Here is a 24021-nt window from a genome sequence, read left to right as displayed (position 1 = left end):
TACATATACTCCTTGTTCAAAAATTGTTATAATGGATTAAAAACTTTATAACACTAAATATCTTATGAAAACAAAAATCTTATTTAATTAAATATCTTAGTTTATTAAGATAAATGATAAAGGAGGATTTTTAGCGTGTCAAGTAGTCATTCTCACCAATTTAACGAAATCATTGAAGCTCTAGGCAGAAAAATGCAAGAAATGAGTACAGCAACTGTCATCTTTCATCAAAAAATTGCAGAAAAGTTAGGTTTAAATCCGACTGACCATAAATGTCTGGATTTAATCTTGAAAAATAAATATATGACCGCTGGAGAATTAGCCCAAGTTACCGGTTTAACAACGGGAGCAATTACAGGAGTGATCGACAGGCTTGAGAAGAAAGAATTAGTGAAAAGGGATAAAGATCCAAATGATCGAAGAAAAATAGTTGTTGTCGCTAACGAAGAAAAGGTTTCGAATGAAGTAAGTCCTTTGTTTGAATCAATTGGAAATGAAATGAGCAAACTGTATCGCCAATATTCCGAAGATGAACTGAATATTATTTTGGATTTTGTCTCAAAAAGCGTAGAAATTGTTGAGAAAGAAGCCGATAAATAAAAAGTACATGTAAAAAATCCGTTCGTTATTCAAAAAATGAGGAGGAATTCATTCAATATTCTAGAATAATAATAAATATAAAAAGAAGGAAGAGAAAAATTTCTTCCATTATTTTGATTTTTTTCAGAATGTGAAGTGTGGATGGAGGTGAAAAATATGTCTCTAGCAACTTTAGTTACATTATTAACACTTATTGTCTTTGGTTTAGTGGTGATTATTTCACTTGACCAACTTTATATGATTATCCCAATCGCCTTATTGCTCGTTATTATCTCTAGTTATCTATTAGGAAATGTACTTAAATATAATAGGAATAGCCAGTGAACGAGTGAAGATCTTGATTTAAGAAAGATTATGATCAAACAGCGTGGTTAAAAAATGACCACGCTATTTTGATATGTACGTATCATTGAGAGGAAAGATTTGATTTAAATTAAAAAAATGACTATAACTGTTTGATTCCATGAACCAAACTAACGACTTGCCTTGTTTGCTCAAAAAGAAGCTTTTCTGCTTGCTCCATACATTTTTCTAACCGTATTGGACGATTAACGATAGAAAAACACCCAATAAACTTGTTTAATAGCGGGGAAAGATTCCCTTTAAGACTACCGGAAATGAGAATCGCTGGAACCTGATGTTTACTAGCTAATTCTGCAACATAGCCCGGTGCTTTACCATAAAGTGTCTGTTCATCACTTTGGCCTTCTCCTGTGATAACCAAATCCGCATGTTGAATTGCTTCTTCCATACGGGAAAATTCACCTATTAATTGTGCACCGGATACAAGTTCAGATTTCAATATAAGAAAAGCAAAACCTAGACCACCTGCAGCCCCTGCTCCAGGAGTTTTACTTAACTTTGGATTAGAAAATAGCTGAGAGAATCTCTCCATCGCTTTGTCGTATGCGACTACCCGTTCGGCTGTGGCACCTTTTTGTGGACCATAAATTGCACTAGCTCCCAATGGGCCAGTCAAAGGATTCTCTACGTCACAAGCAATTTTAATCGTTATATCTTTAAGCCGCGGATCAACATTCTCCAAATCGATTCTTGCTACATTCAGAAGATCTTTACCAAATATCCCAACTTCTCTCCCTTGCTCATCAAAAGCTTTCATCCCAAGTGCCATAAGCATCCCAAGACCAGCATCATTCGTTGCACTCCCCCCAAGGCCTATAATTAACGTCTTACATCCACGATCGAGCGCATCCTTTATTACTTCTCCAAGCCCAAACGTTGTCGTAAAATCAGGATTTCTCTTTTTTTTATCTACTTGGGGAAGCCCGGCTATGTTCGCTATTTCAATGACTGCCGTATCTTTTTCAATAAGACCATAATAAGTCGTTATCTCCTTACCGACTGGACCGGTGCAATTCAACATTATTTTTTCCCCACCTGTAGCAGAGACGATTGCATCAACCGTTCCTTCTCCACCATCCGCCATCGGTTTCTCAATGATTTCATCATCTTTACCAAGAGATTCTATCGCTTGTTTCATGACTGTTGTTGCTTCAAGAGAGGTCAGACTTCCTTTAAATGAATCTGGTGCCAAAACAATTTTCATCCTATACAATCCTCCTTATAGGCTTACCACTATTTAATTAATAGAGAATAAGCTAAGTATATACTATTTACAGCACTTAGTAGATTTAACTCCTCAACAATAGGTGATTTAAACTGTGTTAATTTACGATTACTCACCTTTATAATTTCCTTTGCCCGTTTAGCAAGAAAGCTATGTTCATTTCCTGTAATTGCGATGATTGGTATACCACGTTTTGATAACACCTTCGTAATCTGCAAAATAAAGTTCGTTTCACCAGAGAATGAAATAACGATAGCGAGATCTCTTGACGTTAAGTTTTCTGCCTCTTGAATTTGGTTTTCATGATTAGAATAAGATGTCGTATATTTTCCTAACCGAGTAAACTTAAAAAATGCATTTCTTGCTAAAAGGTGGGAGAATGTTACTCCAAAAAATGCAACTTTTTTCGCTTTAGACATGTGATGAACTGTCCGGACTAATGCATCCGAATTTATTAACTCACGTGTTTCCTTTAAAGAAGTTTCTAATTCTCGATAATATAAGTCTATATGTTCTCGTTCAAATTCTTCCTCTAATTGTTCATAACGTACTTCATTAAAATTAAATTCTGTAAAGCTACGAGCATATTCCTTTAGTTCTTTAAAAGTTATGTTGTCAAACTTTTTGCAAAATCGTGTTATCGTTGCTGGAGATGTATGACAGGCATCTGCCAATTCATAAATCGTCATATCAGGAAGCTTTTCTATATTCCCTAAAATATACTCAGAAATTATAATTTCAGATTTTGTATGATCCGTAGACGATTCAATGAAGTTCAACAGCTTAGCCATAAAGTTATACATAAAGAATCCTCCACAATATGATTTTACTAGCTATTATAAAGCATACTTTATAAAGTTTCATAAAATGAAATTTTTCAGGGAGTATTAAAAAATTTCGTTAAACTATAAGTAACCGATTACAAACAGAAACATTTTTAGGAGTTGAATGAAATGAAAAAGTATAATGTAACAATTGTTGGTGGTGGTAGTACTTGGACACCAGGACTATTAAAAGGAATTTGTAACAGACAAAATACATTTCCTATAAAAAAATTAGTTATGTATGATATTAATGCTGAGCGTCAAGCAGTAATTGGTGAATTTGCAAAAGTATTATTTAAAGAAGAATATCCTGAAATAGAATTTAGTTACACTAACGATAAAAAAGAAGCATTCACAGAAGATATGGATTTTGTTTTTTGCCAAATTCGTACAGGCGGCTTTGAGATGCGTGAAAAAGATGAAAAGATCCCACTGAGTATGGGGATTATTGGCCAAGAAACATGTGGTCCTGGTGGATTTGCTTACGGTATGCGTTCAATCCGAGATATGGTGCAATTAATAGAAGATGTACGTGCGGTTAATAAAAATGCATGGATTTTAAATTATACGAATCCAGCAGCTATAGTTGCAGTAGCATTACAAGAAATTTTTCCAGATGATAAACGGATTCTAAACATTTGTGACCAGCCTGAAAACCTCTTACGTTCATATGGAAAATTACTAGATATGCATGAACGTGATTTTGATCCAGTCTATTTTGGTCTTAACCACTTTGGTTGGTTTACACATCTATATGATCCTGAAGGAAACGATTTATTGCCTGTATTACGTCAGAAAATCTTAGATGGAGGATTCCGTCCAGCTGATGCAGAGCAGCGTGACAAATCATGGTTAGAAACGTATGCAATGGTCGAGCAAATGGTACGTGATTTCCCTGATTTTCTTCCAAATACGTATTTACAGTATTATTTATATCCAGATAAAGTATTAGATAAATTAAATCCAGAATTCACACGTACGAACGAAGTACAAGCTGGCCGTGAGAAACGAGTTTTTGAAGATTGTATAAAAGTAGCGAAACAAGGAACCGCTCGTGGCTCCAATGTCGTGCATAATGACGCCCACGGTGAATTCATCTTAATTGTTGCTGAATCTATTGCACACAATAAAGGGGATAACTTTATTGTCATTTTAAAGAATAATGGTATAATCAGCAATTTACCAGATGATGCAATGGTAGAAGTTGCCGCAAGTATAACTTCCAATGGACCACGACCATATGCCGTTGGTGAAATCCCAACCTTTTATAAAGGATTAATTGAAAGTCAATACGCTTATGAAAAACTAACAGTTGAAGCCTATTTAGAGGGATCTTATGCAAAAGCACTACAAGCATTAACTTTAAATAGAACCGTAGTATCAGCGGAAAAAGCCCGCGAAGTACTAGATGCATTAATAGAAGCCAATAAAGGTTATTGGCCAAAATTGAAATAGCCTTTATAGGATGGCTCAATTATGAGCTATCCTAGTTTTCAAATTATTGTATGCGGTTTCTCAAATAAAACTTCTTTTAATTTTTGCATCTTTCCATGTTAGCCAATTTAAATCACCAAATATATACTATACTTTTATTCGGGAGAGAAGTGATATGAAAAACGTTTTTAATTTTAACCTATTTCAGCGTATTGGTAAGACATTTATGGTAATTATATCTTTACTACCAGCCGCTGGCTTACTTTTAGGAATTGGTACATCACTACAGTCACCTTATTTAATTGAGTATCTTCCGTTTTTAGAGAATTCCTTTTGGCAAACTACATCTGAATTAATGAAAGGTGCCGGAAATGCGATATTTGGTAACCTTGGAGTTTTATTCGCTATTGGAATTGCGGGTAGCTGGTCTGGAGGAAAAGCTTCTGCTGCTTTGTCTGCCTTAGTGGGTTACCTTGTCATGCATAAAGTAATTGGAATTGTTCTCGGAATTAATATGGATAATATTTCAGAACCAGGTCACGTCTTAGAACTTGGTATTCCAACTTTACAAATCGGTGTCTTTGGCGGTATTGTAATTGGTTTCATGGCCGCAGTCCTTTACAATAAATACCATAATTTTAAAATGCCAGAGATACTTTCTTTCTTTGGGGGAACACGTTTTGTTCCCATTATTACCGCGGCATATTCAATTGTAGTAGCACTACTCTTTTCCTTTCTATGGCCATTAATTCAAGATGGGATCTATAATTTAGGGAGAGCTTTATCAGGAGAAAGTACGCCACCATTTTATATGTTTCTTTATGGTCTAATTGAACGTGCTTTAATTCCTTTTGGTCTACATCACATTTTTTATATTCCAATCCGTTTTTCTGAAATTGGTGGAATGTATACAACACTAGCAGGTCAAGTTGTATATGGAGATACTGCAATGTACATGGCACAACTAGCAGATAAGCAGATTAGTGATGCAGTCGAAATTACTGCTGGAAGATTTATGGCTGGTAAATTCCCATTCGTTCTTTTTGGATTACCAGCAGTAGCATTAGCTATGTATCACATGGCTAAACCTCAACATAAAAAAGCCGTTTCAGGATTATTACTTACTGCAGCAGGTACTGCCTTTTTAACAGGTATTACGGAACCAATAGAATTTACTTTCTTGTTTGTAGCACCACTTTTATACGTATTTCATACATTCATGGCTGGATTGTCCTTCATGTTAATGTATATTCTTGACGTTAACATCGGTTATGCTGGCGGATCAGGATTTATAGACTTTACCTTATTTGGTATTCTTCCAGGTGTAGGCGAACCTTGGTGGTTTGTTCCAATTGTTGGTCTAATGATGTCTGTTATTTATTACTTCGTATTTCGCTGGGCAATTGGAAAATTTAATCTTCTCACTCCGGGTCGTGGAGATGGGAGCTCTAACAAACTATATACTAAAAAAGATTATGAAGAAAAAATAAATAGAAAAAATGAAGATAACAGTTATAAAAAAGCCTACAACATTTTAAAGGCCCTTGGTGGTAAAGAAAATATTTCTAGTTTAGATGCTTGTATTACTCGACTTCGAGTAGGAGTTAATAACAAAGGTATGGTAAATAAAGCAGAATTACAAGCATTAGGTGCTTCTGGTGTATTAGAGGTAGGAAATGGTGTACAAGCCATTTTTGGTCCGACTTCTGACACAATAAAAAATCAAATTTTAGATATTATTGAAAACAACTATCATGAAACGAACATAAAAGAAGATACTCCAGATACGGAATTGGAAAAATCAATGACTAATCGTGGTAAAACAACTATTTTCGCACCATTGACAGGAAAAGTTGTTCCATTAGAAGACATTCCCGATGAAGTATTTTCTACCAAAATGATGGGGGATGGTGTAGCGATTCTGCCATCAGAAGGTACGATTGTATCACCTGTAGACGGAATGATTGTTAGTGTCTTTGAAACCAAACACGCGATTACCATTCGTGGAGAAAATGGTGAAGAAATCCTGATTCATATGGGATTAGATACAGTAACCCTAAAAGGTGAAGGTTTTGATGTGAAAGTTGTTGCGGGAGATCAAGTAGCCAAAGGTGAACTTCTTGCCGTGATGGATATTCGACTTTTACAAGAAAAAGGTTTGAATACCATTACACCAATCATAGTCTTAAATAGTGATCAGTTTACGATTCATCACTCTTCTCTTCCAAAAGAAGTAAAACGAAATGATATATTAATAGACTTAATTGGTAGATAAATAAATGATAATACGACAATTTTATATACAAAAATAATCCCTTTCTGAACTAGATTGGGATTATTTTTTACTATTAAGAATATTAAGGGTCTTAATAATGCTTTTGTCAGTCAGAATTTACGTGAGTAGGTTTAACTGATGTTTTACAGTATGACGAACAAGCAACAAGGTATGATGAGCTTTGTAAACATCTTCGTTAGGATGTAAATCTTGAATTAGTCGGTGATAATAAAAAACTCACCCTGCAATGAATTAAATAAGGGTGATTTTTATAACTTATTTCCAGGGTTTACATTTTAGATTTATACAATATTGTAAGGAAAAAAGTAGTATGAAGCAGTATGGAATATTTTTATTATTATATCATGTATATTAATTTGTATAGCTTTTTATAAATCCTTTGTTTTCATCTTATTCATTTCCTTTTGACGACGATTACGGAGTGCTTTTCTACCTTTAACCCACTCCTCAATCAATAAAATTAATCCAACAATTAGTAAAACAATATACATAATATTATTTTCGATTCTGTTTGTAATAAACAACCACGTCATAACACCAATAAATATTACAGGCATAATGACACCTAGGATAAATGGATTTCTTGTAGCCATAAAATACTGAATTGCTGACATCGCAACAATAAGTAAGAATACAGTTAACTCTGTCATTTAATTCCCTCCCTTTTCAGCATTATATTTTTTTATAATTAGTCGTGCATCTTCCAATGTTATGCGCTCTTCAATGGCAAGCTTTTTGATAAAATCAACCAATGGTTCTGATTGATTATTGTGAGATATATTTATTTTTTGTATCAACCTATCTAACCTGAGTCGGACTGTAGGATACGATACATCATACTCTTTGGCAAGACTTTTCAAAGAACCTGAATTAATAATAAATTTACGAATGAATTCAAGATCCTCTGAATCTAGCGATAAAATCCACGAAGGAATATCTCTTTCACTCATTCATTTCCCTCCTTGTTTCCAAGGATACCACACCATTTTAATAATGTAAATATTTTTTTGTTATTGTCTTTAACTTTGTTTATTTTTTGTTTAATATTATTTAAAATAATGTTCAAGAGTTACTTCTAATCATTACATTCCTTTAGAAATTCAAAAACATATCAACAGTTATGTACTATCTTTATATGGGGAGAGAAATAATTTAACATGTTTGCTATTGGCTTTAAAGAGTTTAAAAACTTGTTCAAAAGTTTTAAATCATTAGTTGTTATAAGCATTATATTAGGGGTTACGTTAAGGTCTGCTAAGCTAATCAGCATTTTTCAAAGTCAACTTCATTAATTAGGGATGAATGATAGCCCCTATGCTACAGGATTATTAATCATAATCCTATTAGCTAGCCCTCTGTTTATTTTTGTTTTAATACATAATGCTATATATGAAGATTATAGATCTAGAACGATTAGGTTTATCGCAACCAAAACATCAAGAGAAAATATTATTTTTGGGAGTTTATTCTTTTGGATTGTTTGTTTAACAATAACTGTAATATTATTCAACTCTTTTTTATTTTTTTCAGAATTATTGCATCAATAATTTATGTGTCTTATTTTACTGACTATATTACTTTCTAAGTATTTCTAGACTAGGTATACAGGATTTTTAGGGAACACTTATTAAAATACATTACAATCCTTACTCGATCCATTGAATTATTGCTTTACTTATATAATAGAAGCATTCAAATGAAGGAAATGAACAATTCTCTTACGTTAAATCCCATGAAGAATCATTAAAAGATCCATATCCTTTCTTAATCATAAATGGGTTCTTCTCCTCGTAATCTGACATTTTTAATCCATTTGTTTTTATTTTTTGATATTTATAAATTTTCGGAATTATAATGATTGTTTGCCTATCTTTATATATGAACTTAATAATCCTATATTCCCAAGTCATAATAACAAACATTTCCATCGTTGTATAAAAACTCCTAATTTTCTAGTACATATTACTGATTTTGTAAAATCAACTTGTATGAATTTAACGAATATTCTAGAATGGGAATGGTTATTGGAATGTCAATAGGGAGGAGAAAGACAAAATGCTAACAACTTCTGCTGCTATTGGGATAGGCGCTGCTATATGGGTTACTGCAGGATATTTTCTATTTTCATAATTCATATAGAGTCTATTAAGTTTTCAGATTATTCATTACTCTTTTAAGGAGGTGAAAAGAAATGCTAAAATTCATAGAAGTCCAAGCTGAAGAATTAAACTGCGGCTGGTGCATGACTGCTGGCGTAGTTATTGGTGCTGGGGCAACAATCGGCGGCGCACTTCTCATAACTTAATTTAAGTGATTCTATTAAGATGTAAAGGAGGAATTAAAGTGGATAAACTATTTTTTAAAGAAGTTGAAGTAGAAGAATTAAACTCCCATGTAACTGATTTCTGGACAGGCTTTGGCATTGGAGCAGGTTTCGTAGGAGCCGCTGCTGGATTAGCAGCTGTCTTAACATAATGAATAGAATAGCAATTCCAACTCTAGTCACATTATTAACACTTATCGTCTTTGGTTTACTGATTATAATTACTAACGAGCATCTTGCTATTATTATACCAGTCTCTTTATTGCTCGTTATTTTTTCTAGTTTTCTTTTAGGTAATGTACTTAAATACAGACAGGAATAATACTTTATCTTCTTCTCATCAGTAGAGTATTGCCCTCTACTGATGGGAATTCTTTTGTTAGAGGAGGAGCTTCCAATGATCGGTCTTTCAGTTATCGAGGAAACTAATCAAATTATACATAATTATCAAGAAAAAGAACAGTTAAGTGAATTAATAGCTGAAAATAATAAAGTTATAATGGATCATTTTGATTTTGACCAATCTACTTTAACCGATTTTATCGATTATATTGAATTCCAAGGTTATGAACAATATGTATTTTTCGTCATCGGTGAAGTAAATCGAACTGTTCGCATTGCTTCATTTCTTCAGGACGAACTAGACCATATCCAATTTTCTGTTATTGATAATCAATTACAAGTTTTGTATGGGGACCCATCTGTTGCAACTTTATTTAAAGGAAAGTGGATAGACCGTAGGCAAGTAAGAAGTCAGTCTAATTCAACTGAATATTTAAAAAACGGTATCATGGCAATGTTTACTGGTTTTTACCCTGAAAATTTAAATAAAAATATTTTAAAACATTTATACATTCAAAATGAAGAAATTTTAGAAAAAATTAGTAAAGATGTTTTTATGAATATTGCAATAAATAGCTCAATATTTGTACGTTCTCATCAAGAAAAAAGTTTGAACGAATTTCCTTTTATTATGATTGAAGGAGAGTCCATTGAACACCATTATTTAGAAGAATTCATTCAACTTGATAAAAATGAAGTTTTATCGATGTTGGATGAATTTAAAAATAGTGGAGTTGTGAGAAATCCATACTCAAAAAAAGGGATTTTTGATTACTCACTCCTAGTTGAGCGACATACAAATAATCGGTTATTTTTTTATGAGGATGGCATATATCATGATTACGGAAAAAAATATTTAATTACACAAGACTTATCTTCAAATTATTTTAATATCTCTTCACAAAGTTTACCGGCTTATTCGGCAATATCAAATTATGATCAAGTTGTAAAAAGTATTTTTCCGCTTATGTTTCATCTAACTTCTTATTTTCAAGTACCAGAAAGTAAATTTATAACCCCTTATTCTCGCATCCATTTTGATCCTATAACTGATCAATTAAAGAATCTGTCATGGGTAGGTATTGAGAATGAAAAAGGGAAATATGTTTTTAATTTAAATAATAAGAAAATGTATGAGACAGAAGCATTATTTTTGGAAATAATGGAAGCAGATCAAAAAGATTGTTTAGATGAACTGAGAAAGCGACATACAAATATTGAAAATATGATTAACCAATACAGGGAGATCGTCAAACATGCATAATCATTATCTTTTTGGTCCTTTTTACAGAAAGTACACTCAAGGTGTTCCAGTAACAGACAATATTTATGCGGATCCTCTTTTCGCCAAGTTTTACAATAAAACCATCGATTATGGATCTCAGTTTAGTGACATCGATTTTTATAGGAAATGTTTAAAGCAAGAAGATACGATACTTGAAATTGGTACCGGAAATGGCCGGGTTTTTAATGTGTTAATAAATGAAAATTTTAATATTTATGGTATTGAACCTGAAATTGAGATGATTCAATACATAGATGAACAATATCAAGATAGGATCTTTATAACGGGGATCGAGCATTTAAGTTGTCTTAATGGGATGAAATTCTCTAAAGTACTTATCCCTGCTACCACTATTTCACTTTTTCCAAAAGAAGTCATTTCTCTATTTTTTAAAGAAATGAAATCCTATTTAACCTTCGACGGAAAAATTATTTTTGATATTATTAAACCCGAGTTTGGAAAACAGACTTCCAATCAGATTCAAACAATTAAAACAGATGAAGGTACATTTTTTCTTGGGAATACAATTATTGATCAATATTATGTTCTCAATATTTATACGAAACAACAACAAACAGAAAAAATTGGCTATTCGAAAAAGTATCTACATACTTCGGGTTATTTTCAGGAATTAGCAAACGAATTAAATTATAAGTTCAATATTATTCAAAGTACGAATACCTATCAATTTTTGGAGATGACAAACATTGATTAACAAAAATTATGTTGTCCCAATGGGAGAAATTAATAAAAATAGTTTTTATGAACTAGAGATTACTAGAGGAGAAGGTTCGTATTTAATTGGGACTGATGGTAAAAAATATTTAGATCTTCGTAGCGGTTTATGGAATGTTTCACTCGGCTATAATTCCGAGTTAAACAACAGAATTTTAACTGTTTTTCAAGATTTAATAGGAAAGCAACTTCCATACCTCGATTTAAGTTCATACATACATCCTTTATATCAAATATATAGTGAACAACTTTTGGATTTTATTAATAATGGACAATCTGAGCGGTATAGTAAGGTTTTTTATACGAATAGTGGTTCGGAAGGCACTGAACTTGTGACAAAACTTGTGCGTCATATTTGCGGACCCAATAAACGTATAGTCACTTTTGACCGAAGTTACCATGGAACTTTTTATGCAGGTATATCAGCGAACGGTATTGAACAAGACATCACCGCTCCATATGCACCAAAAGTTGACGGATTTGTACATATTAAAACACCGGAAAATGAGGATGAAGAGATCCAACTACTTCAACATATAGAAAACCATCACCAATCAATCGGTGCCTTATTATTTGAGCCGGTAATCGGTTCAGGTGGTGTGCATGTTTTTCGTCAATCATTTATGCAAGAATTAAAAAACATTCTCGATAAGTACAACATACTCCTTATTTTTGATGAAGTAGCAACTGGGTTTTTTCGGGTTGGACAACGTTTTGCCTTTCACGAGTTAAAAATTGTACCCGACTTAATCATTCTAAGTAAAAGTATAAACAATGGGACAACTCCAATGGGAGCTGTTGTTATGAAGGAATCATTATGCCAGTGGTTCGAAGAAAAGAAAATATATATCGAACATTTTTCTACCCAAAACGGAAATTTACTTGGTATTGCATCTGCAATGGAAACGTTGAAATTCTATAAAGAAAAAGAAGAGATGCTTTTAACCAATGTAAAAAAAATTGAAAAAATTATTCGTGATTCCATAACAACACATACAAAAGTTAATGGTAAAGGAGCTATGTTTTCCATCCCTATTAATGATCGTTTACAAACGATGAGAATTGCCGAGGAACTAAAAAAACTTGGTATTCTCACATATTTATATATAAATAGTGAACGAGATAATGGTCTTACTCTATTTCCACCTCTTCTCATTGAAAGTTCTATCTTAAAAAGAGCCATGAAAATGGTTGTAAGGAGAGTGTAGAGGTGAAAGAAGTTAAAGGGTTAAAAATTGGTAATGTTCATTTAGAGTACTTAGAAAATGATGATGATGTTTATTTTTATAATCCAGCTAATCAAAGAATGGTACATGGGAATCGCGAAACATTAACGTTTTTAAAAAATTATCATCAGACAAACGAAAAAGTTAAGGAAGTTGATCACTTTCTTTATGGAAAAAAGAAACTCAATCCTTTACATTTAAAAATCTTACAATTTGAAATGAAGTCCCAATGGATGGATAAGTTGGTTTCTATAAGCCAGCAAAAACAATTTAAATATTTTTTTATAACAATTATACTTATCTTTTTTGTCATGATACCTTTTGTATTTGAAAAAGCATATCTCTACTACGTTACTGGAGCCTATCAGTTCAAATGGTATCATCTTCTTTACATATTTCTTGCTCAAATATTGATCGTGCAACTCCACGAGTTTGGACATTATCTCACCTACCGTAAGTATGTGAGAACAAAAACGGCAAGGTTTGGCGTTATGATCAGATACTTTTTTATTCCTTTATTTTATACCAATGTTAATTACATGCGGACTCTGCAAAAAAAACAGCGTATTCGTATCTTACTTTCAGGAGTAATAACCCAACTGTTTACGGGTGGAATTCTTTCGGTTGCTTATATACTTACTGAAAATAATCTCATTTTATATCTTTATATGGTGAATATCTTAATCATTGTCCTGAATATTATCCCTTTCTTAAGAATGGATGGCTACTGGCTTATTAATTTATTCATCGATTCCGATGATTATATGAATAGCTTTACTCAATTTATCTTCAAAAGAAAGCAGATTCAGTTCTTAGAACTGCTTTTTGCCATTGTTAATATCGTCTTAATTCTTTTCGTCATTATCATTGGAACTGTATTTGCATATTCAGAAATGAAGGAGATTGGCAATTGGATAAGAAACATGTTCTAATTTTCGGTTCGGAAGGTTATATAGGGCTCGATTTACAAAAACGATTTGATCTTGAAAAATATTCACTCATCTGTATCGATCAAAAACCACAAGATCAAGTACAAAAGGAAAGTAACAAGGTATATCTACAACTAGATATAACCAATGAAGAAGATCAAAAGTTTTTAATATCTTATTTAGAAAGGGAAAACATCGAGATTCATTATCTTGTTTATTTGGTCGGGATTAATACAATGGACAATTTTTTTACTATCACAGATGAAAACTGGGACAAAACATTTCAAACCAATATAAAAAGCTTCGTTTTTTTACTTAAAAAGATTTACCATTTCTTTGCAAAAAAAGTAGCAATTGTAACTGTAGCTTCTCAAAATGGTGTAGTAGCTCATGAAGATCGAATCGCATATGGAACATCAAAGGCTGCATTAATCCACTTAACAAAAAATTTAAGTATCGACTTTTTAAAAGATAAAAGTCGAGACATTAAAGTGAATTGTGTATCACCATCTTATGTAAAAAATGAAAGTAACCAGACACTTTTAAATTCTCATCAAGGTAGAACATACTTAAATCGGATTCCCTACCGGAAGTTTTTAGAAGCCAAAGATGTTTCGAATGTTATTTTATTTCTCTTGTCAGAAAAAAGTGATGCCATTAGAGGTCAGAATATTGTTGTCGACTATGGATACACAATTATTTAGTGTGTAAGGAGGACGATGATGAGTTTAGAAATAAAAAATATTACAAAAGAATTTAATAAAAAAATAGCTGTTCACAATTTAAATTTAACAGTTCCAACAGGAGAGGTATTTGGTTTTTTAGGCGCAAACGGAGCAGGGAAGACAACTACCTTTCGTATGATACTTGATTTGATTAAACCGACAAGCGGCATCATTTTATGGGATGGCAAACCTATTAATTATAAAATAAAAAATCGTATAGGTTATTTGCCAGAAGAACGTGGCTTATATCCAAATATGACAATTGAGGAAGAGATTCTATACTTTGGCCGTCTAAAAAAATTGAATAGAGCGGAAATTGTCTCTGAGATGAAATATTGGTTAGATCGCTTTGAAATAGCGGAAAATATAAAGAAAAAGAAAGTTGGTAGTCTTTCAAAAGGGAACCAGCAGAAAATTCAATTAATTACAGCAATCATAAACAAACCTGATTTGCTTATTTTAGATGAACCATTTAGCGGACTTGATCCAGTAAATGTTGAAATGTTAAAATCCGCAGTTAAAGATTTACAAAAGAATGGTACAACCATTGTGTTTAGTTCCCACCGAATGGATCATGTTGAAGAACTTTGTGAGAATATTTGTATTATGAAACATGGACAACCCGTTGTCTCAGGAAAAATAAAAGATATTAAAAATAATTTCGGAAAGAAATACGTGGTTATTCATGGTCTGATCGACGATAGTAGAATCGCATCAATTTCCGGTGTAAAAGATGTTCAGAAAAATAAAAATGGCATTACACTTTCAATTGAATCTAAAGAGACTGCAAGAAAAATTTTTTCTTATATTAAAGAGATGGACTTTGTTGAAAAATTTTCAGTAGAAGATCCATCCTTGCAAGAGATATTCATTGCTAAAGTAGGTGGTAAAAATGGATAATTTCTGGACAGTATTTTTTTCGAATTACCGGACAAAGATTAAATCAAAATCCTTTCTTACATTCACAATCTTATTCACTTTAATTATTATTGGCTTAATGTTTTCAGATAAAATCATGAATCTCTTCCAACCGGATAGTAAACCTGTTGGAGTGGTTACAAGCGATAATGAACTCAAAGAAATCGTTAGTCAAATGACAGAAGATCAATTGATTAGTGGTGGTCATGAACACGAAATCATGTATTTTTCAAATAAAAAAGATGCTGAGGAAAAATTAGCGGATGATCAACTTGCTTATTTTTTAACGATTGATCGTAACACGGACAGAACACTTTTGGTAACATTCATTGCAGAAACAGATGTTCATGATGAAGATGTTGCATCCGTTCAAAGTATTTTCTCACAAATTCAATCGTATCTAATGGCACAGGATATTCAACTTTCAGATGAAGAATTTCTACGTGTTCTATCACCAGCAGAAATTGTTGTTGAAAAGATGAGCTCAAATTTAAAAGATGAAGAAAATCATTTAAGTACAGGTTTTCTTATCATTCTGTTTATTTCGTTAAATTATATTTTAATTTTAAGTTATGCAACACAATTAGCAACAGCTGTAGCTACTGAAAAATCTTCACGAGTGATGGAGTTAATTATATCGAGCATTTCACCTACGAAATATTTATTTGCGAAATTATTATCAACCTTGTTCGTAGGTCTAACTCAAGTTGCTGTATGGTTGTTAGTGCCATATCTTTTATATAAACTTAACATTATTAATATTGACGATAGTTTATCTAGTTTCATAAATTTGTCTAGCTTAGATACAGAAATGATTGGATTAGGGATTATATTCTTTGTACTTGGATTTTTACTCTATGGTTCTTTAGCTTGTTTATTCGGCTCCTTAATGAGCAGATCCGAGGAGTCCTCCCAAGCAGTGATGCCATTGATGATACTATTACTAATAGGTTTTTATATCGGGATCTTCGGATTATATAATCCTAGCAGTACATTTATTACTGTTACAAGTCATATCCCATTTTTCACACCAATTATTATGCTTGTCAGAGTAGGCTTTCTTAATATTTCCTTCCTGGAAATCTTTATATCTCTGTTAACTTTATCATTACTTACTGTTGCTACAATCTTTGTCACAGCAAGAGTTTTCAAAGGTGGCGTATTTTTATACGGAAAAGGTTCTTTTAAAAATATAAAAAAAGCATTGGATGTTCATCAAAATTAAGGATAAACATTATAGTAAACTTCCGAACAAAAGAGTCATCTCTCTGATGTTTGGAAGTTTCTTCTTTCTCAACTGATTGGCTGACTTAGCCCTGTATTGATTAGGACGAAAGTCAATTCGTATTATCGATACTTTTCATAATTTTAGTAGTAAATATATAATAATTTATTAATTGCATTTAAAATGGCTTCATGAATTTCATCGTAAGGCAACTATAAAGCAACCTGTATACGGTTTACAGTCCGTTATCGCTTGTTTTTAAGTCGCTCCGAAATCGACTAAATGCTTAACTTTCCAAATATTCGTGTTGTAAAATGCCCATGTGAATAATATCGTGCCATTTACCATTTCTAAATAAACTTTCTCTACTCTGCCCTTCCTTTCGGAAACCCATTTTTGTGTATAAACGAATTGCTCTTTCATTAAATGAAAATACTCTCAAGGAAACTCGATGAAGATTTAGTTCATAAAAAGCATAATCCAGAATTAATTTCATTCCTTCTGAACCATAACCTTTCCCCCAATAATTCTTTTCTCCAATATCAATAATGCATTCAGCATTCCTGTTTTTATAATCTATATGAATTAATGATACGATCCCAATTGGAGTTTCAGTTTCTGTCTCAGTTATGATATAGCTTTTAGCTGTTGAAGACCCTAAAATTACCTGTTCAACAAAGTCTTCCGTTGATTCTAAGGTATAAACATCAAGTGATGGATTCGTATTATACATGACGTCTAAATCATTTCTCCATTTGTTATACAATTCTGTATCTTCCTTCGTCATCTTTCTTAATCGCAATCTTGGTGATTCGAACAACATTGCATTCACTCCTCATTTAAAGATGTTGGATTTAATAATTTTTCTAACGTAAAAAGTAAAATCGATAATTGTTCCTTGACTTTTGTCTGTTCATAGCCAAACTGAAACGTATCCAACATTAAACCGTTTAAAAATGAGATTATATAACGTGCAATTGTATGGCTAGGTTGTTGGGGGTTAAATTCTCCTCTATTTTCTCCTACATTTATCACATTTTCGATCACTTCAATCAACCGAATATATCGTTCAGATATATAAGGAAAGTGTTCTTTGTCATTCGCATAATTGGATGACAAAAAGAATTCTGCTTTTGCTAAAAGTAATGTTTGTTCAATTCTTTCAATATATGTACGTTGTTCTTCAATCCATTGTCTGATTTGAAGCCAATTGGAACCTTCACCAGATGGCATAAAATTTTGAATATCCTTTTGATCATCATATTTTAAAACTTCTAGAAAAACATGTTCAATATTATTAAAGTAGCTATACAATGCACCTCTTGAAATGCCAGCTCTGTCCATAATATCTTGCATCGTAGTCCGAATAAACCCTTTTTGTACAAAAACTTCCCTAGCTACTTCTACTAATTCTTGTTTTCTTTTCTTTTTATATTCTTCACTTACTTTAGGAGTCATCCTATCACCTTCGAAAAAATAAATAGACATTATTGTCGTTTATACAAAGATAATTATAACGACACTCATGTCTATTTTCAAGTGTATGGGGAAAATTTAACATACAGATCAAGGTAGGCACCATCATAGATGAGAAGAAATCTTTCGTACAATCAAGACTCCCATAATATATCTAGAATAAGTGGCTTATAATGTTGTATTATATTTTGTATATAGCAAAAAGGACACTTAGTATAAAATTGACAAAGCTACACATAAGCATACAAAAAAAGAGAGGGAGGATTACCTCTCTTTTTATGATTAGGTAGATACTTCAAAACAGCGTTTTCTTTTATTTAATAATTGATTCTTTAATTAAAAATTCCTCTGCTCCCTTTTAACAATTAATTTCACTTTTTATCACTTTCAATTATAATATTCAATAATCTATTAACCTTTTACAGAACCACTCGTTAAACCTCTTACTACTCTTTCTTGAGAGAAAATAAATACTGCAATTATTGGTAAACTAGCTAACGTTAAAGCTGCCATTAAACCTGGTACATTAACCGAGAATTCACCATAAAACTTTTGGAGTCCTAGTGGCAATGTCATTTCTTCCTGACTTTGGATTAATACTAAAGCAAATACAAATTCATTCCAAATATGAACAAAGTTGTATATGACAACAGTTGAAATGGCGGGTTTAACATTCGGAAATATGACATTAATAAAAATCCTCCAATATCCAGCACCGTCTAATTTCGCAGCCTCTTCAAGCTCAACAGGAATCTCTCTCATAAATTGTACAAAAATAAATATTGAAATTGGCAAAGCAAATGCAACATATGGACCGATTAACGCTAATAATGAGTCATAGAGATCAAAGTTATTTGACATGATAAATATTGGTATTAAAGTGGCATGAATTGGAATCATCATACCAACGATAAATAATAAAAATAGCGGTCTATTTAATTTGAAATTCAACCGACTTAATGGATAGCTTGCAAGGGCAGATATAATAACAACTAATATAACAGAACCAACCGTTACATAAATACTGTTCAGGAAAAAGTTGAAAAGCCCTTTTTCAAACACTGACACATACTGTTCAAATGTCATAGAATCCAACGAAATGGAGAAAGGATTTAAAAAAAAGTCATTCATCGACTTAAAGGAAGTGGTAACCATATACAAAAAGGGATATCCTGTAAAAATAACTAAAATGAGAGCGAATATATAAATTAAAAATTTATTAATCACCTTTGTTACAGATTTCATTTTAGAGACTCCCTTCTTTGCCTTAGACCGTCAGTAATTAAAATTAATATTACACTAATTAATGCAAGAATAAACATCATTGATGCAATCGCACTTCCATACCCCATATTAAAATTAATGAAACTTTGTTTATACATATAAGTTCCTAATATTTCAGTTGCACTACCGGAGCCTCCGCCTAACATTATATAAAACATATCAAATGTTTTAAGAGAACCTACTACAGCAAGAATAGATGAACTTACAATTGTTGGCATTAATGATGGAAGTGTAACATAAAAGAATTTCTGAGCTTCATTTGCCCCATCGATATCTGCAGCTTCATATAGTTCTTCAGGAATTCCTACCATTGCAGCCTTAAATAATATCATATAAAACGGAGCGAATTGCCATACAATTACAACCAAAACAGCAACAATTGCCGTTTTATTTGAAGCTAACCAATGGATTGAGTCGATACCAAAGAACTCCAAAAATTTATTAATCGGTCCATTCACAGGATCATACATCAAAGTCCATAAAAGACCAATAGCCACTGCTGACATTAAAAACGGTAAAAAGTATATTACGTTTAGGATCTTTTTCCCTCTAATTTTACTTAATAATACCAATGCCATTATTAATCCTAATGGTATTTGAACAAAAACAGATACTAAAATGAGATATACATTATTTTTCAATGCTAGCCAGAAAGTGCTGTCATATAATAGATTTTTAAAATTTTCAAAGCCAATAAATACTTTTTCTTTTGAAATACCATTCCATTCAAATAAACTATAATTGAAGGTGGCAAGTATAGGATAAATGATAAAAATTGTATAAACTAAGAGTGCAGGTAATACGAATAATAAGATTGCCATTCTTTTTTTTCGATTTTCGATTTTAAGCGAACTGTTGTTACTATCCATTGTGCCCCCCCTTTATTTTTCTAGAGAGTATCATATATTAGTAGAAAGGCTAGTTTTGTATACTAGCCTTTGTTCATTTATCTAGGATTTCCTTTGCTTTTTTTTCCATTGCCTTTGCAGCTTCTTCTGGTGTCATGGTTAGTCCAAATAAATCAAAAGTTGTATTTTTATGGAGTTCAGCTAATTCTGGTGGCAATGTTTGGTCATATGGAAATTGGATTGAATTTGCATTATTGATCCATTCTGTAAAGATACTTGTATACTCATCTTCAACTTCCACACCTTTGATCGCAACTACATTACCCGATCTATCAACATAATCTTGTGCAGTCTCATCACTTGTTAATTCCTTAATCAACTCTACAGCAAGTTCTGGATGTTCCGTATCTTCTTTGATAGACCATGTTGGTGAAACCCCAGCACTCATATTTGTTGGATCTCCAATTCCTTCTTCCAATTTAGGAAATCGAAATACCCCCATTTTTTCTTCAAACTCAGGAAATTCTTCACGAACATGATTAACAAAAGCACCTGTTTGCAGTAACATAGCTGCTTGTCCCGTATACATCAATTGTCTTGCTTGGCCAGAATCATAAGGGAGTCCATTAAAGCCTGGATTAAAGGCACCTTTATTAACAAGGTCTTGAATATATTCACCAGCTTTTACAAAGACTTCATCATCAAAACCTTTTCCTTCTCGACGATAAGCTTGTTTAAATACATCTTCTCCACCTAATCGATCTACAAAATACATTAAAAAGAATGCACCTGGCCATTTAGGTTGGTTTGCTAACGCGATAGGATATACGTCATTTTCCTTTAAAACATCAACAATTTCTAGCAAATCATCATAGGTTTCTGGTACTTCTAACCCGTATTTCTCAAAAATTTCTTTATTATAGTAAAAAATATATGGCGATATACCTAATGGGAGTCCGTAAATTTTATTGTCATATGTAGCGTTTTCTAAGGCAGTTTCTATAAAACGATCAAACTCAATATCTTCATTCGTTAGATCTTTTACTTGCCCTGATTTCACAAACTCTTCCAGCCATCCACCGCCCCAACTCGCAAAGACATCTGGTGCTTGGCCACCTGACATAGCAACAACTAAACGTTGCTTATAATCATCATTTGGTACCTGTACTACGTTTACTTTCACACCTGGATGTTTCTCTTCAAAGCGCTTTATAGCATCATTATATATTTCTATTCTTGCTCCAGTGTCAAAGTGCCAAAGCTCAAGCTCTTTTTGGCCCTTGGAGGCATTGGGTTCTTTAGACTCATTTGAACCTTGACAGCCTACCAGACTTATACATGTCACAATGAAAAGGAGAAGTAACCTTTTCAATTTCATCATCCTCTCTTTTTTAAAATCTAGCTTTATAATCACATTTTGTCATACATGTTTTACTAAACCCCATTACTTCTACATCCGATATCCAGGTTACTTAAGAAAGATCATGTTTTTTCAAAAATTATAAGTTATCGTTAATATGACAGATAATTCAGAATAATTAAGATCCACTACAGCTATAATCTACATTTTTGCATAACAATCTACTAATCATAGAAATATCATGTTTTCGATTTTCCCGATTTAGATTTTGTAGTTTGTTTGTTTAACAGTGTTCCTACCCACTCGGATAACAAACAAATTTCCTAATACTAATATAAGTCCCCCCTTCAATCATTTAAAAAGAATGATAAATGGACGGTAACGTTTTCAAAAAAGTTAGTTTAGCCACTGTACTAACTAACTTCAGTTTATTATAATAATACATAATTGTCAATATATTTAGAATTAACTTTCCTTATCTGAAAATAATGCAATCACTTAAAATAGGGTGCTCTTTTCAAAAAAATGGTTCTAAACAGTATTGTTTAGAACCATTTCGTATTATCGCTAAAACCTAAGCTACACATTTTCTTTTATCCAAACTTTCACTTGGTTATTTCCCTTTTTTAATTGGTTTATAGGACCTATGACATGTCGATTCGTTTTTCTTTCTCCAAAATAATCAGTATCTAAGATTAATTCACTTCCATCTGGATTTTCAAATTCCATATCAACAATTCTTACTCTTCCTAACGTTTTCGTCGTTTGAACTTCACCTAGAAATTCTTCAAATTCCTCTGGAAGTTTACAATGAAGATAGACACCATCTTCTTTTTCCAGAATGTTTATTTCTGGAGAAAAATCATTTTTCACTAATTTATTTTTTTCATCTTCATATGATATAGCACCATTTAAATACATATTGTGATTGATATATACAGGCTGTTCTACTTCTAAAAATATATTTAAATCACCGGGTTCTCTCTTTTCAACTAGCTCAATATATTCCTCTAATGAATTTGTGTAACCATTAAAATGTGCAGTGCCGACCATTTCAACTGAATCTTTGCCGACAAAAATATTGTTTTTAAAACGGTCATCTCCTCCGTATACTACAGCACAGCCGGCTATATCCGTACTATGTGGAAAATGGTATGGTGTTGATCGTTCTAAAACTTTGCGGTGCACCATTTTGCCACAGATTAAATTATTGATATAGGCTCCTCCTTGTGCAAAATTATCTATTGCATATTCGGAGCCAAGAATATTATGATCAACTAAATACGGACCATGACTGACTTCGACAAACAAATCCCGATTATTATTATAGTACAGGTTCTTACTTACTCTAGTTCCCTGAGTTTGCCAGTCTAACCAGGTACCTAAGCTACAATTATGGATTCGATTATTAACAATTTGCACGTCAATTGCCGCATGCAATTTTATTCCAGCGATCTCATGTCCATAAAATTCTCTTTTTATACCAATATTATAAATATGATTATTATAAATTTTACTAAATATACAACCAAGATGTCCGACAATTCCATTTTGGCCACAATCATATATGATATTATTTCTAATTATATGTGAACCGATATTTTCTTTACTCCACCCTATTTTCTTTGCAGAGAAGACAGATTCCAGTTGGTATTGATAACCAGGTTTATCTTTCCTTTTAGTACGATAATTATTACCTGTTGTGATTTCTTTACCAATACTAATTGCACTACACTTTGAGTCATGGATAATATTATTTTCAATAATCCAACCTTTACTCCAATGAGCTCCGATTAAACCAGGTTGTTCGGCTGTCGGCGGAGACCAAGGAGTAGCAGCATGGCACATTTCAAATCCTTTTATAGTTATATAATTTATTCCTGTCTGCTCTGGATAAAGACAACATTTACGTACATTAATCTCTACTAATTCTTTATTTGGATCATATTCATGAAAGTTTGCATAAATAGTAGTGAATTCCTCATCTACTTGTGAAAACCATACATATTTTGTTTGCTCAGGATTATCTACAGGAACAACTTTATTTGTCCAATGATCTAATACTTCTTTCACTACACTTGGATTATATAACTTCTCTAAACTATTTACCTCATAAAAAGACATACCATTTAAATATACTTCACCTAGGTGTTTACCTGGACTATATAAAAGCCAATCGCCATATACTTCCTCTTTATAAGGATTGAAGTCTCCAAAGAAACTATTGGATAGTTGTACTTTCCAAATACTGCCTTCTACATGTCTCCAATTTTGAATTCTTTCGGAACCTTTAATAACTACTTTTTCTCCTTCAGCTGCTTGATATGTGATTCGTCTAGTATTACTTAAGCCTGAATTTTTCGGTTTTATCCATTCACGATATACACCTTCATGGACAATAACTGTATCACCTGCCACTGCAATAGAAGCAGCTTTATTTATTGTTAAAAATGGTGCCTCTTTTGTTCCATTCCCTAAATCTGAACCAGTTTTTGCCACATGATAAACACGTCCCATTCTAAAACTACCTCCTGAAACATAGTTTTATCCCTGTTTTATACGATAATTTTAAATATTATTATTCATAACTTATTTATCACAAA

22 protein-coding genes are annotated in these 24021 nt (G+C 32.4%); 12 read left to right on the top strand and 10 right to left on the bottom strand.

Going from position 1 to position 24021, the window contains the following annotated elements; all coding sequences use genetic code 11:
- Nucleotides 1-135 precede the first annotated feature (135 nt).
- Both OEV82_RS03780 and OEV82_RS03775 read left to right on the top strand, forming a co-directional pair.
- Complete coding sequence (locus OEV82_RS03780; RefSeq protein WP_263061083.1) at nucleotides 136-600, top strand: MarR family winged helix-turn-helix transcriptional regulator; 465 nt, start codon at nucleotides 136-138, stop codon at nucleotides 598-600.
- 156 nt (nucleotides 601-756) lie between these two features.
- A complete protein-coding gene (locus tag OEV82_RS03775; protein ID WP_173660452.1) occupies nucleotides 757-924 on the top strand; it encodes a hypothetical protein in 168 nt (55 codons plus the stop codon).
- Between the two features lie 121 nt (nucleotides 925-1045).
- Here OEV82_RS03775 and OEV82_RS03770 read toward each other — a convergent pair whose 3' ends face one another.
- On the bottom strand, nucleotides 1046-2167 hold the full coding sequence (locus OEV82_RS03770; RefSeq protein ID WP_173660454.1) for a glycerate kinase: 1122 nt from the start codon (nucleotides 2165-2167) through the stop codon (nucleotides 1046-1048).
- 29 nt (nucleotides 2168-2196) lie between these two features.
- Entirely contained in the window at nucleotides 2197-2991 is a 795-nt protein-coding gene (locus OEV82_RS03765; RefSeq protein ID WP_263061082.1) for a MurR/RpiR family transcriptional regulator, read from the bottom strand.
- A 150-nt stretch (nucleotides 2992-3141) separates the two neighbouring features.
- Here OEV82_RS03765 and OEV82_RS03760 point away from each other — a divergent pair, with 150 nt between their 5' ends.
- Complete coding sequence (locus OEV82_RS03760) at nucleotides 3142-4467, top strand: 6-phospho-alpha-glucosidase (protein ID WP_173660458.1); 1326 nt, start codon at nucleotides 3142-3144, stop codon at nucleotides 4465-4467.
- A 154-nt stretch (nucleotides 4468-4621) separates the two neighbouring features.
- Nucleotides 4622-6721 (top strand): glucose-specific PTS transporter subunit IIBC, encoded by a 2100-nt coding sequence (gene ptsG / locus OEV82_RS03755; protein WP_263061081.1) that lies wholly within the window; start codon nucleotides 4622-4624, stop codon nucleotides 6719-6721.
- Between the two features lie 389 nt (nucleotides 6722-7110).
- Here the strand turns inward: ptsG and OEV82_RS03750 are convergent, their stop codons facing one another.
- Nucleotides 7111-7392, bottom strand: a complete 282-nt coding sequence (locus tag OEV82_RS03750) for a hypothetical protein (protein ID WP_173660724.1) — start codon at nucleotides 7390-7392, stop codon at nucleotides 7111-7113.
- Entirely contained in the window at nucleotides 7393-7692 is a 300-nt protein-coding gene (locus OEV82_RS03745; protein ID WP_173660726.1) for a DUF2089 family protein, read from the bottom strand.
- Between the two features lie 1393 nt (nucleotides 7693-9085).
- Between OEV82_RS03745 and OEV82_RS03740 the strand changes: the two genes are divergently transcribed.
- The 8 genes from OEV82_RS03740 (at nucleotide 9086) to OEV82_RS03705 (ending at nucleotide 16450) form a co-directional block, all read left to right on the top strand.
- Nucleotides 9086-9217 (top strand): hypothetical protein, encoded by a 132-nt coding sequence (locus OEV82_RS03740; protein ID WP_263061080.1) that lies wholly within the window; start codon nucleotides 9086-9088, stop codon nucleotides 9215-9217.
- A 245-nt stretch (nucleotides 9218-9462) separates the two neighbouring features.
- A complete protein-coding gene (locus OEV82_RS03735) occupies nucleotides 9463-10671 on the top strand; it encodes a hypothetical protein (RefSeq protein WP_263061079.1) in 1209 nt (402 codons plus the stop codon).
- The gene (locus OEV82_RS03730) at nucleotides 10664-11407 is read left to right on the top strand and encodes a class I SAM-dependent methyltransferase (protein ID WP_263061078.1); all 744 of its coding nucleotides are present in this window, start codon (nucleotides 10664-10666) and stop codon (nucleotides 11405-11407) included. Before OEV82_RS03735 ends, OEV82_RS03730 begins: the two co-directional genes overlap by 8 nt.
- Nucleotides 11400-12635, top strand: a complete 1236-nt coding sequence (locus OEV82_RS03725; protein ID WP_263061077.1) for an aminotransferase class III-fold pyridoxal phosphate-dependent enzyme — start codon at nucleotides 11400-11402, stop codon at nucleotides 12633-12635. Before OEV82_RS03730 ends, OEV82_RS03725 begins: the two co-directional genes overlap by 8 nt.
- A 2-nt stretch (nucleotides 12636-12637) precedes the next feature.
- Nucleotides 12638-13585 carry a zinc metalloprotease gene (locus OEV82_RS03720; RefSeq protein WP_263061076.1) on the top strand — a complete coding sequence of 316 codons (948 nt, stop codon included), beginning with the start codon at nucleotides 12638-12640 and terminating at the stop codon, nucleotides 13583-13585.
- Complete coding sequence (locus tag OEV82_RS03715) at nucleotides 13564-14286, top strand: SDR family oxidoreductase (protein ID WP_263061075.1); 723 nt, start codon at nucleotides 13564-13566, stop codon at nucleotides 14284-14286. Before OEV82_RS03720 ends, OEV82_RS03715 begins: the two co-directional genes overlap by 22 nt.
- 18 nt (nucleotides 14287-14304) lie before the next feature.
- Complete coding sequence (locus OEV82_RS03710; RefSeq protein WP_173662468.1) at nucleotides 14305-15207, top strand: ABC transporter ATP-binding protein; 903 nt, start codon at nucleotides 14305-14307, stop codon at nucleotides 15205-15207.
- Entirely contained in the window at nucleotides 15200-16450 is a 1251-nt protein-coding gene (locus OEV82_RS03705; protein ID WP_263061074.1) for an ABC transporter permease, read from the top strand. The genes OEV82_RS03710 and OEV82_RS03705 overlap by 8 nt, the downstream gene beginning before the upstream one ends.
- A gap of 286 nt (nucleotides 16451-16736) precedes the next feature.
- Here OEV82_RS03705 and OEV82_RS03700 read toward each other — a convergent pair whose 3' ends face one another.
- From OEV82_RS03700 to OEV82_RS03675, 6 genes are all read right to left on the bottom strand, one after another.
- Nucleotides 16737-17273, bottom strand: a complete 537-nt coding sequence (locus OEV82_RS03700; protein ID WP_263061073.1) for a GNAT family N-acetyltransferase — start codon at nucleotides 17271-17273, stop codon at nucleotides 16737-16739.
- A 5-nt stretch (nucleotides 17274-17278) separates the two neighbouring features.
- A complete protein-coding gene (locus tag OEV82_RS03695) occupies nucleotides 17279-17908 on the bottom strand; it encodes a TetR family transcriptional regulator (protein ID WP_263061070.1) in 630 nt (209 codons plus the stop codon).
- Between the two features lie 429 nt (nucleotides 17909-18337).
- Nucleotides 18338-19171: a carbohydrate ABC transporter permease gene (locus OEV82_RS03690; protein ID WP_173662045.1), complete on the bottom strand. Its 834-nt coding sequence runs from the start codon at nucleotides 19169-19171 to the stop codon at nucleotides 18338-18340.
- Nucleotides 19168-20079, bottom strand: a complete 912-nt coding sequence (locus OEV82_RS03685) for a carbohydrate ABC transporter permease (RefSeq protein ID WP_173662047.1) — start codon at nucleotides 20077-20079, stop codon at nucleotides 19168-19170. Before OEV82_RS03685 ends, OEV82_RS03690 begins: the two co-directional genes overlap by 4 nt.
- Nucleotides 20080-20152: 73 nt before the next feature.
- The gene (locus OEV82_RS03680) at nucleotides 20153-21436 is read right to left on the bottom strand and encodes an extracellular solute-binding protein (protein ID WP_263061069.1); all 1284 of its coding nucleotides are present in this window, start codon (nucleotides 21434-21436) and stop codon (nucleotides 20153-20155) included.
- A 561-nt stretch (nucleotides 21437-21997) separates the two neighbouring features.
- On the bottom strand, nucleotides 21998-23935 hold the full coding sequence (locus tag OEV82_RS03675) for a right-handed parallel beta-helix repeat-containing protein (protein WP_263061068.1): 1938 nt from the start codon (nucleotides 23933-23935) through the stop codon (nucleotides 21998-22000).
- Nucleotides 23936-24021: the final 86 nt, after the last annotated feature.

The sequence above is a fragment of the Pallidibacillus thermolactis genome (genome assembly GCF_025660415.1).
Taxonomy (GTDB): domain Bacteria; phylum Bacillota; class Bacilli; order Bacillales; family Caldibacillaceae; genus Pallidibacillus; species Pallidibacillus thermolactis.
Note: the sequence above shows the minus strand (reverse complement) of the source record. Positions and strands in the feature narration are given on the sequence as shown.